Origin of the sequence: Streptomyces sp. NPDC023723 (genome assembly GCF_040639815.1) — a bacterium.
GTDB lineage: Bacteria > Actinomycetota > Actinomycetes > Streptomycetales > Streptomycetaceae > Streptomyces.
This window is the reverse complement of record NZ_JBFAAP010000050.1, coordinates 42,164-52,123: the sequence shown is the minus strand read 5'-3', so window position 1 is coordinate 52,123 and position 9,960 is coordinate 42,164. Positions and strand designations below refer to the sequence as shown.

Below are 9,960 nucleotides of genomic sequence, written 5' to 3'. Positions count from 1 at the left end.
CCGCGGGCGTCGGCGGCGGGGTGGGCTGCGGTGGGGTGGGGGGAGGGGGCGGCACGGTTCCGGTGCTGGTCGGCGGGACGGTGGGCGGGAGGGGGCCCGGCTGTGGTCCCGGCGTCCGGCGCTGGGCCGGCGCGGCGGGCGGAATGGGGGGACGGGACGGTGGCGGGGGAACGGAGGCACGTCGCGCTTCCGTGCTCATGCACCCCCCGTTTCCTCGTGCCCGTGCCGTCCTCGTCGGCGGGCCGTGTCCTGCTGCCCTGGCCCGGCCCGGACACCTCGCGTCCGTCCCGGGTATGTACCCGCACGGCCGGAAGAACCCTCCCGGTGGCGGCGCCGGACCCGTGCCCGAACGCCTGAGACGTGCGTGCGCGTCACTCTACGGCGTGACCCCGTACCGCGGGGAACCAGTCCACGCGCTCGCGGCATTGGCCCGGAACGTCCCCCTACCCTGCGGTAATCCGGTCTGGCAGGCTGCCTTTATGACCCCTCGCTCCGCCGACCGGGCCCGTTACGACCGGGCCACCGCCGAGCTCGACGCCCCGCTCGCGATCGTGGACCTGGCGGCGTTCGACGCCAATGCCGAGGACCTGGTGCGCCGGGCCGGCGGCAAGCCGGTCCGGGTCGCCAGCAAGTCCGTCCGCTGCCGCGCGCTGCTCGAACGCGTGCTGGCCCGGGACGGGTTCGCCGGCCTGATGTCGTTCACCCTGGCCGAGTCGCTGTGGCTGGCCCGCTCCGGTTTCGAGGACGTACTGCTCGCCTACCCGTCGGCGGACCGCGCCGGGTACGCCGAGCTGACCGCCGATCCAAAACTGGCCGCCGCGGTGACCGTGCTGATCGACGACCCCGCGCAGCTGAACCTGATCGACGCGGCCCGCGACGGCGGCCGCGAAGTCGTACGGGTCTGCCTGGAGTTGGACACCTCGCTGAAGCTGTTCGGCGGGCGGGTGCGGGTCGGTGCCCGGCGCTCCCCGCTGCACTCCCCCGCCCAGCTCGCCGACCTGGCCCGGGCGGTGGCCCGGCGGCCCGGGTTCCGGGTGGTGGGGATCATGGCGTACGAGGGTCATGTGGCCGGCGTCGGGGACGCGGTCGCCGGGCGTCCGCTGCGGTCCCGGGCGGTGCGGCTGATGCAGGCCGCCGCCCGCCGCGAACTGGCCGAGCGGCGCGCCGAGGCGGTGCGCGCGGTGCGGGCCGTCGTACCGGATCTGGAGTTCGTCAACGGCGGCGGCACCGGCAGTGTGCAGCACACGGCGGCGGAGGACGCGGTCACCGAGATAGCCGCCGGGTCGGGGCTGTACGTGCCGCGGCTGTTCGACAACTACACGTCGTTCCGGGGCCGTCCGGCGGCGCTGTTCGCCCAGCCGGTGGTCCGGCGGCCGGGGGTGGGCGTGGTGACCGTGCTCGGCGGCGGTTACCCGGCCTCCGGCGCGGCCGGCGCCGACCGGCTGCCGGTGCCGTATCTGCCCGAGGGGCTGCGCTACGACGGTCAGGAGGGGCCCGGCGAGGTGCAGACGCCGCTGCTCGGCTCCGCCGCCGACGACCTGCTCATCGGCGACAAGGTGTGGTTCCGGCACGCCAAGGCCGGGGAGCTGTGCGAGCGGTTCGACGCGCTGCACCTCGTCGAGGGGGACCGGGTGACGGCGACGGTGCCGACGTACCGGGGCGAGGGGCACACCTTCCTGTGATCTACAGGGGTGTGACGTACGCGCCCGAGATCCCGCCGTCCACCAGGAAGTCGGTGGCGTTGACGAAGGAGGAGTCGTCGCTGGCCAGGAAGGCCACCGCGGCGGCGATCTCCGCGGCCTCGGCGAACCGGCCGACGGGGATGTGCACCAGCCGGCGCGCGGCCCGCTCGGGGTCCTTGGCGAACAGCTCCTGGAGCAGCGGGGTGTTGACCGGGCCGGGGCAGAGCGCGTTGACCCGGATGCCCTCCCGGGCGAACTGCACGCCCAGTTCCCGGGACATGGCCAGGACGCCGCCCTTGGAAGCGGTGTAGGAGATCTGCGAGGTGGCCGCGCCCATCCGGGCCACGAAGGACGCCGTGTTGATGATGGAGCCCTTGCCCTGGCGCCGCATGTAGGGGATCGCCGCCTTGCAGCACAGGTAGACGGAGGTGAGATTGACCTCCTGGACGCGCCTCCAGGCCTGAAGCCCGGTCTCCAGGATCGAGTCGTCGTCGGGCGGCGAGATACCGGCGTTGTTGAAGGCGACGTCGACGCTGCCGTAGGTGTCGTACGCCGTCTGGAACAGCGCCTCGACCTGCTCGGGATCGGTGACGTCGGTCCGCGCGAAGAGGCCGCCGGTCGCCTCGGCCGCCGCCTTGCCGCGCTCCTCGTCGACGTCGGCGCAGACCACGTGCGCGCCCTCGGCGGCGAGCCGGCGGGCGGTGGCCAGTCCGATGCCGCTGCCGGCTCCGGTGACGACGGCGGTACGGCCGACCAGGCGGCGGCAGACAGGGGTGTCGGTCACTTGGGGGAACCCTCCGTGCTGAGGAAGACGTTCTTGGTCTCGGTGAAGGCGGTCAGCGCGTCCGGGCCGAGTTCGCGGCCGATGCCGGACTGTTTGAAGCCGCCGAACGGGGTCCAGTAGCGGACGCTGGAGTGCGAGTTGACGGACAGGTTCCCGGCCCGGACTGCGGCCGAGACGCGCAGGGCGCGGCCCACGTCCCGGGTCCAGATGGAGCCGGACAGGCCGTGGTCGATGTCGTTGGCGAGGGTCACGGCCTCGGTCTCGTCCGCGAAGGGCAGCACGACGGCGACCGGTCCGAAGACCTCCTCGACGGCCACCCGGGCGTGCGGGTCGACGCCGGTGAGGACGGTCGGCGGGTACCAGAAGCCGGGGCCGGCCGGGGCCTTGCCGCGGATGCCGGCGGCGCCCTCGGGGACGTAGGAGCGGACCCGGTCGCGCTGGGCGGCGGAGATCAGCGGGCCCATCTCGGTGCGCTCGTCGGCCGGGTCGCCGACGACGACCGACTCGACGGCGGGGGCGAGCAGGTCCAGGAAGCGGTCGTACACCCGGCGCTGGACGAGGATGCGGGTGCGGGCGCAGCAGTCCTGGCCGGCGTTGTCCAGGAAGGACATGGGGGCGGCGGCCGCGGCGGCCTCGAGGTCGGCGTCGGCGAAGACGATGTTGGGGCTCTTGCCGCCCAGTTCGAGGGTGACGCGTTTGAGGTGGGCGGCGCTGCGGGCCAGGACCGCCTTGCCGACCGCCGTGGAACCGGTGAAGACGATCTTCGCCACGTCCGGGTGCTCGACCAGCGCGTGGCCGGTGATCGGGCCGTGGCCGGGCAGGACCTGGAAGAGGTGCTCCGGGAGACCGGCCGCCAGGGCGAGTTCGGCCAGCCGCAGGGCGGTCAGCGGGGTGGTCTCGGCTGGCTTGAGGAGGACGGCGTTGCCGGCCGCGAGCGCGGGAGCGGTGCCCCAGGCGGCGATCGGCATCGGGAAGTTCCAGGGGGCGATGACGCCGACCACGCCCAGTGGTTCGAGGATGGTGACGTCGAGGCCGCCCGGCACCGGGATCTGCCGCCCGGTCAGCCGCTCCACTCCGCCTGCCGCGTAGTCGAGCAGGTCACGGACGTTGCCGGCCTCCCAGCGGGCGTTGCCAAGAGTGTGTCCGGCCTCGCGGACCTCCAGGCGGGCCAGTTCCTCCAGGTGCTCGTCGACGGCGCCGGCGAACCGGCGCAGCAGCCGGGCGCGGTCGCCGGGGGCCAGCGCCGCCCAGGCGGTCTGGGCGCGGGCGGCCCGGGCGACGGCCGCGTCGACGTCGGCGGGGGTGGTGGCCGGGACGGTCGCGACCAGTTCCTCGGTGGCGGGGTTGAGTACCTGCAACTCGTCGGTCACGGCGGGCCTCACATGCGTTCGAAGGAGCGGCGCAGCTCCCAGTCGGTGACGGCGGCGTCGAAGGCGTCCAGCTCGACGCGCGCCATGTTGCGGTAGTGGTCGACCACCTCGTCGCCGAAGGCGGCCCGGGCCGGCGGGCTGTTCTCCCAGCGCGCGGCGGCCTCGCGCAGGGTGGTGGGGACGTTGGCGTAGCCGGCCGTGTAGGCGTTGCCCGCGCAGGGCTCGGGCAGTTCGAGCCGCTGTTCCACACCGTGCAGGCCGGCGGCGACCATGCCGGCGACCGCGAGGTAGGGGTTGACGTCGCCGCCGGGGAGCCGGTTCTCGAAGCGCAGGGAGCGGCCGTGGCCGACCACGCGCAGCGCGCAGGTGCGGTTGTCGTGCCCCCAGGCGACGGCGGTCGGGGCGAAGGAGCCGGGCTGGAACCGCTTGTAGGAGTTGATGTGCGGGGCGTAGAGGAGGGCGAAGTCGCGCAGGACGGCGAGTTGTCCGGCGAGGAAGTGCCGCATGAGCGGGGACATGCCGCCGTCGGGGCCGGGCATCGCGGCGGCGCCGTCCGCGTCGGTGAGCGAGAGGTGGATGTGACAGGAGTTGCCCTCGCGCTGGTCGTACTTGGCCATGAAGGTCAGCGAGACGCCCTCCTGCGCGGCGATCTCCTTGGCGCCGGTCTTGTACAGGGCGTGCTGGTCGCAGGTGACCAGGGCCTCGTCGTAGCGGAAGGCGATCTCGTGCTGGCCCGGGTTGCACTCGCCCTTGGCGGACTCGACGGTCAGGCCGGCGCCGGCCATCTCGTTGCGGATGCGGCGCAGCAGGGGCTCGACGCGGCCGGTGCCGAGGACGGAGTAGTCGACGTTGTACTGGTTGACCGGGGTGAGGCCGCGGTAGTTCGCGTCCCACGCCTGCTCGTAGGTGTCCTTGAAGACGATGAACTCCAGCTCGGTGCCGACCTGGGCGGTCAGGCCGTGTTCCGCGAGGCGGTCGAGCTGGCGGCGCAGGATCTGGCGGGGCGCGGCGCGGACCGGGGAGCCGTCCGCCCAGGCGAGGTCGGCGTGCACGAACGCGGTGCCGGGGTGCCAGGGGACGCGGCGCAGGGTGGTCAGGTCCGGGCGCATGGCGAAGTCGCCGTAGCCGCGGTCCCAGGAGGACATGGCGTAGCCGTCGACGGTGTTCATCTCGGCGTCGACGGCGAGGAGGTAGTTGCAGCCCTCGGTGCCGTGGTGCAGTACCTCGTCGAGGAAGAACCGGGCGGCGAACCGCTTGCCCTGGAGCCGCCCCTGCATGTCCGGGAAGGCCAGCACGACGGTGTCGATCTCGCCGCCCGCGACGAGGGCGTGCAGTTCCTCGACACCGAGCGGGGGTGTGCGGTCTGCCACGGAGGACTCCTCGGGCTTCCTTGTCGGGCCGGGAGCCATAAGGTATTGCCCACGACCATTGGTTGGGAAGGGGGCACGGCCGCATGCCGGGAACGACCGGGGGCGCGGGGGCGGACCGGCTGGCGGCGGTGCTCCGGCCGGTGCGCGCGGGCAACGGCTTCGAGGAGGCGCTGGAGCAGATCCTCCAGGTGGTCCGGCTCGGGCTGGTGCCGGCCGGTGAGCGGCTGCCGGCCGAGCGGGAGCTGGCGGAGCGGCTGGGGATCAGCCGGGTGACGCTGCGCGAGGTGCTGCGGGTGCTTCAGGACGAGGGGCTGGTGACGGCCCGGCGCGGGCGGTACGGCGGCACGTTCGTGCTGCCCCGCGCGGCCACCGGCGGCGCGGACGAGCTGCGGCGCCGGGTCGCCGAGGTCGACCTGGAGGACGTCCTGCGGTTCCGGGAGGTGCTGGAGGTGGGCGCGGCCGGGCTGTGCGCGGCGCACGGGGTGGCCGGGGAGCGGGCGGCGCGGCTGCGGGCGGCGCTGGCCCGCACGCGCGACGCGCCGCTGACGGAGTACCGCCGGGTGGACACGCTGCTGCACCTCACCGTGGCCGAGCTGTCCGGTTCGCCGTCGCTGAGCGCGCAGTACGCGGCGGTGCGGGCGAGTGTGAACGGGCTGCTGGACTGCATCCCGCTGCTGGTGCGCAACCTGGAGCACTCGCAGCGCCAGCACACCGCGCTGGTGACCGCGGTGCTCGACGGCGACCCGGCCGGGGCGCGGGCGGTGATGCGGGAGCACTGCGCGGGCACGGCGGCGCTGCTGCGGGGGTTCTTGACGTGAGGTCCGTCCCGCGAGCACCGCGTTCAAAGGCTCGACACGAGTCCTTTGGACAGAGTCCGTCCTTCACGTCCTTCACACGAGTACACGAGTACGCGGGTCCTTGCACGAGTCCTTTGACGATCTTTACGGGAGGCACCGGATGCCGGACAGGCCGCTGATCGGGGTCAGTACGTATCTGGAGGCGGGGGTGCGCTGGGGGGTGTGGGAGCTGCCGGCGGCGCTGCTGCCGCCGGACGCGCCGGAGCACGCCGCGGCGGTCGTCGCCCGGCTGGACGGACTGGTGATCGCGGGCGGCCCGGACGTGGACCCGGCCCGCTACGGCGCCGAGCGCGACCCGCGCACCGGCCCGCCCGCCGCGGCCCGGGACGCCTGGGAGCTGGCGCTGATCGAGGCGGCGCTCGCCGCCCGGCTGCCGCTGCTGGGCATCTGCCGCGGCATGCAGCTGCTGAACGTGGCCCTGGGCGGCACTCTCGTCCAGCATCTGGCCGGGCACGCCGAGGTGGTCGGTGTCTTCGGCGGCCACCCGGTCGAACCGGTGCCGGGCACCCGCTACGCCGGGATCGTCCCGGAGACGGCGCCGGTGCCGACGTACCACCACCAGGCGGTCGACCGGCTCGGCGCCGGTCTGGTGCCGTCGGCGCACGCGGCGGACGGCACGGTGGAGGCGGTGGAGCTGCCGGCCGCCGACGGCTGGGTGCTGGGCGTGCAGTGGCACCCGGAGATGGGCGAGGACGTGCGGGTGATGCGGGCACTGGTGACGGCGGCCGCCGCCGGCTGAGGTCAGCGGGGGTCGAACCGGACCCAGGTGGTGAGCAGGGCGCTCGGGTCGGGCCCGGTGGGGAGTCCTCGGGGTCCGCGCCGCGCCCGGTCCGTGCCGTGCCGGAACAGGGCGCCGCGGCGCGGGTCTCGCCCAGGTGGCTGCGGTCGGCCGGGGCGTCGGCGTCCTGGTAGTGCGGGTTGATCTGGCACGGCAGCAGGCGCAGGGTCGGGCACGCCAGGTTGGCGCCCGCGCCGGACCCGAGGCAGACGGTGCCGGCGGCGACCCCGGCCCCTTGAGGCCCCCCGCCTCACCCCCGCGTCAGCGACAACAACTGCCGGGCCGGTCCGGCGGGCCGGTGCCCCGTCGGCCAGACCGCCTTCAGGTCCCGGGCGAGCGAGACGTCCTCGACCGGCACCCGGACCAGGCGCCGCAGCGCCAGTTCGTCGCCGAGGGCGAGTTCGCTGAGGACCGCCGGGCCGGCGCCGCCGACGGCCGCGGCCTTCACCGCGGTGGTCGACGACAGCTCGATCAGCGGCCGGGCCAGCCCGCCCAGCGCGGCGTCCAGCACCTGCCGGGTGCCGGACCCCTTCTCCCGCAGGATCAGCGGTGTCGCGGCCAGCTCGCGCGCGGCCAGCGGACGCCGGCGGCGGGCCCAGGGATGGCCGGGCGCGGTGACCACGATCAGCCGGTCGTGGCCGATGACCGCCGAGTCCAGGCCGCCCGGCACGCTCACCCCCTCCACGAACCCCAGGTCGGCCTCGCCGGCCAGCAGCCGCTCGGCCACCACCGACGAGTTCCCGGCCAGCAGCGACACCGCCGTGTCCGGGCGCTGGCCGCGCAGCGCGACCAGCCAGCCGGGCAGCAGGTACTCCGCGATGGTCATGCTCGCCGCCACCCGCAGCCGCGAGTCCCGCCGGTCGCGCAGCGCCTGCGCCCCCGCGTCGAACGCCTCCGCCGCCTCCACGATCAGCCGCGCCCAGTCGGTGACCAGCGCACCGGCGTCGGTGAGCCGGGAGCCGCGCGGCGACCGGTCCACCAGGGCGACGCCGAGCTGGCGTTCCATGGACCGGACCCGGCTGCTGGCGGCCGGCTGGCTGATGCCCAGTTCCCGCGCCGCCCCGCCGAGGCTGCCCAGCTTGGCCACCGCCAGCAGCAGCTCCAGGGCGCCCAGATCGGGCACCCGGTGCGCCAGTCCCGCCGTGTGCGGCCACCCGGACATGTCCTCACCACCCCGACTCTCCGCACCGCTCATAACTCCAGCTTATGCCCTCATAGGGAAGTGCTCCCTGGTCAGCGTGGTCCGCCCCGGCGACCGTGGGGTCATGGTCACCGCGATCCGTCCCCTTCGTCCGCACCCCGGTCCCCTTGCGTCCGCGCCCCGCTGCCCCGCCGTCCGCGGGCTCGGCCCCAACTGGTACTCCTGCGTCATGGGCACCGCCATGGTCGCCTCCGCCGGGGCCGGGCTCCCCTGGCAGCCGCCGGGGCTGCGCACCGGGTGCGCCGCCGTCTGGACGCTCTCCCTGGCGCTGCTGGTGACCCTGCTCGCCGCCCGGGCGCTGCACTGGCGCCACCATCGCGACCGGGCCCGTGCCCAGCTCCGGGACCCGGCGTCGGCCCCGTTCTACGGCTGCCTGGCGATGGCGCTGCTGTCCGTCGGCGGCGGCGCGCTCACCGTCGGCCGGGACTGGATCGGTCTGCCCGCCGCGGTGGCCCTGGACACCGTGCTGTTCGGCGCCGGTACGGCCGTCGGGCTGGCGGCGGCCGTCGCCGTCCCGTACCTGATGGCCACCGGCCGCCGGACCGGCCCCGGGCAGGCGGCGCCCGCGTGGCTGCTGCCGCTGGTGGCGCCGATGGTGTCGGCGGCGCTCGGGCCGCTGCTGGTGCCGCACCTGCCGGCCGGGCAGCCGCGCGAGACGCTGCTCGCGGCCTGTCTGGCGCTGTTCGGAGCGAGTCTGCTCGCGACCCTGCTGACGCTGCCGCTGATCCTCGCCCGGCTGCTCACCGGCGACCCGCTGCCGCCCGCCCTGACCCCGACCCTGTTCCTGGTCCTCGGCCCGCTCGGCCAGTCCACCACCGCCGTCGGCAACTTCGCGGACGCCGCGCCCGGCCGGGGCACCGCCCTGCTGGCCGTCCTCTACGGCGTCCCGGTGATGGGCTTCGCCCTGCTGTGGCTCGCGTCGGCCACCGCGCACGTGGTCCGGGCCCGCCGGCACGGCATGCGGTTCTCGCTGACCTGGTGGTCGTTCACCTTCCCGGTGGGCACCTGCGTCACCGGCGCCGGCGCCCTGGCCCGGCACACCGGTCTCGCCGGCTGCGCGGCCCTCGCCCTGCTCCTGTACGCGGTGCTGGTCGTCGCGTGGTCGGTGGCGGCCGTGGGGACAGTGCGCGGGATCGCCGGCGGGGGGCTGCTCGCGGCGCCCAGGTGACCCGCCGGCGCGGCGCCGGGACCGCTCGCTCAGCGGTGCGGCCGGTCCCGTACCGCCTCGATGTGTTCGGCGACCGCCACCACGATCAGCCGGGTGTCGGGGACGGTGGCCCGCCAGCGGTGCCGGACCCCGCCGGTGAGGTACAGCGTGTCGCCGCGGCCCAGGCGATAGGCGCGGCCCTCCGCCTCGATCTCGACGGCGCCCTCGGCGACGTACATCAACTGGTCGTTGCGGTACTGGAGTTCCCGGCCGGCGTCGTGGTCGCCGGTGAACTCCGAGGCGTGCATCTGGTGGTGGCCGCGCACCAGCGAGCGCACCCGGGGCTCGGGCTCCGGTCCGCCGTCCTCGGCCCGGACCACGTCCACACTGCACGCGGGGTCGGCGGCGGCCAGCAGTTCCACGGCGGTGGTGCGCAGCGCGTCGGCGACCTTCTCCAGGGAGCCGGTGCTGGGCCGGGCCCGGTCGTTCTCGATCTGGCTGAGGAAGGGCACCGACAGGCCGCTGCGCGCGGCCACGACGGCGAGGGTGAGGTCCAGCGCGCGGCGCCGGCGGCGGACCGCGGCGCCCACCCGAAGGGGCTGTTCTTTGTGGTCGCCCATCGCTCCGGCTCCCTCCTTCACCCGTCGTGTCGGTGTCGTTGTTCCAGTGTCCTTGATGAGTTCTCTGCACCCTACGCATGTTCGGCAAACCGTTTCATGCCGCCGTCACATCGCTGTCATGTCCCCGTGGCACGAACCCACCGGTTCACGC

General features: G+C 74.9%; 9 protein-coding genes. 4 read left to right on the top strand and 5 right to left on the bottom strand.

Features of this window, described 5'->3' with window-relative positions:
- Positions 1–479 precede the first annotated feature (479 nt).
- On the top strand, positions 480–1,682 hold the full coding sequence (locus AB0G32_RS32890) for an amino acid deaminase/aldolase (RefSeq protein ID WP_361171801.1): 1,203 nt from the start codon (positions 480–482) through the stop codon (positions 1,680–1,682).
- A gap of 1 nt (position 1,683) precedes the next feature.
- On the opposite strand, the gene AB0G32_RS32885 is transcribed toward AB0G32_RS32890, so the two are convergent.
- Genes AB0G32_RS32885 through AB0G32_RS32875 form a run of 3 tightly spaced genes read right to left on the bottom strand, consistent with a single transcriptional unit; the run spans position 1,684 to position 5,206 of the window.
- Complete coding sequence (locus AB0G32_RS32885; RefSeq protein ID WP_361171798.1) at positions 1,684–2,466, bottom strand: 3-oxoacyl-ACP reductase; 783 nt, start codon at positions 2,464–2,466, stop codon at positions 1,684–1,686.
- Entirely contained in the window at positions 2,463–3,836 is a 1,374-nt protein-coding gene (locus AB0G32_RS32880) for an aldehyde dehydrogenase family protein (RefSeq protein ID WP_361171795.1), read from the bottom strand. The genes AB0G32_RS32885 and AB0G32_RS32880 overlap by 4 nt, the downstream gene beginning before the upstream one ends.
- An 8-nt stretch (positions 3,837–3,844) precedes the next feature.
- A complete protein-coding gene (locus tag AB0G32_RS32875; RefSeq protein ID WP_361171792.1) occupies positions 3,845–5,206 on the bottom strand; it encodes a glutamine synthetase family protein in 1,362 nt (453 codons plus the stop codon).
- 83 nt (positions 5,207–5,289) lie between these two features.
- Here AB0G32_RS32875 and AB0G32_RS32870 point away from each other — a divergent pair, with 83 nt between their 5' ends.
- Positions 5,290–6,024 carry an FCD domain-containing protein gene (locus AB0G32_RS32870; RefSeq protein ID WP_361171789.1) on the top strand — a complete coding sequence of 245 codons (735 nt, stop codon included), beginning with the start codon at positions 5,290–5,292 and terminating at the stop codon, positions 6,022–6,024.
- 139 nt (positions 6,025–6,163) lie between these two features.
- On the top strand, positions 6,164–6,802 hold the full coding sequence (locus AB0G32_RS32865; RefSeq protein WP_361171786.1) for a gamma-glutamyl-gamma-aminobutyrate hydrolase family protein: 639 nt from the start codon (positions 6,164–6,166) through the stop codon (positions 6,800–6,802).
- Between the two features lie 289 nt (positions 6,803–7,091).
- On the opposite strand, the gene AB0G32_RS32860 is transcribed toward AB0G32_RS32865, so the two are convergent.
- Positions 7,092–8,003, bottom strand: a complete 912-nt coding sequence (locus AB0G32_RS32860) for a LysR family transcriptional regulator (protein WP_361171783.1) — start codon at positions 8,001–8,003, stop codon at positions 7,092–7,094.
- A 103-nt stretch (positions 8,004–8,106) separates the two neighbouring features.
- Between AB0G32_RS32860 and AB0G32_RS32855 the strand changes: the two genes are divergently transcribed.
- On the top strand, positions 8,107–9,210 hold the full coding sequence (locus AB0G32_RS32855; RefSeq protein WP_361171780.1) for a TDT family transporter: 1,104 nt from the start codon (positions 8,107–8,109) through the stop codon (positions 9,208–9,210).
- Between the two features lie 29 nt (positions 9,211–9,239).
- On the opposite strand, the gene AB0G32_RS32850 is transcribed toward AB0G32_RS32855, so the two are convergent.
- The gene (locus tag AB0G32_RS32850) at positions 9,240–9,809 is read right to left on the bottom strand and encodes an XRE family transcriptional regulator (RefSeq protein ID WP_361171778.1); all 570 of its coding nucleotides are present in this window, start codon (positions 9,807–9,809) and stop codon (positions 9,240–9,242) included.
- Positions 9,810–9,960 lie beyond the last annotated feature (151 nt).

Coding starts and splice junctions, on each gene's coding strand:
- AB0G32_RS32850 (WP_361171778.1), bottom strand. CDS start 9,809: ATGGGCGACCACAAAGAACAGCCCCTTCGGGTGGGCGCCGCGGTCCGC.
- AB0G32_RS32870 (WP_361171789.1), top strand. CDS start 5,290: ATGCCGGGAACGACCGGGGGCGCGGGGGCGGACCGGCTGGCGGCGGTG.
- AB0G32_RS32890 (WP_361171801.1), top strand. CDS start 480: ATGACCCCTCGCTCCGCCGACCGGGCCCGTTACGACCGGGCCACCGCC.
- AB0G32_RS32865 (WP_361171786.1), top strand. CDS start 6,164: ATGCCGGACAGGCCGCTGATCGGGGTCAGTACGTATCTGGAGGCGGGG.
- AB0G32_RS32860 (WP_361171783.1), bottom strand. CDS start 8,003: ATGTCCGGGTGGCCGCACACGGCGGGACTGGCGCACCGGGTGCCCGAT.
- AB0G32_RS32855 (WP_361171780.1), top strand. CDS start 8,107: ATGGTCACCGCGATCCGTCCCCTTCGTCCGCACCCCGGTCCCCTTGCG.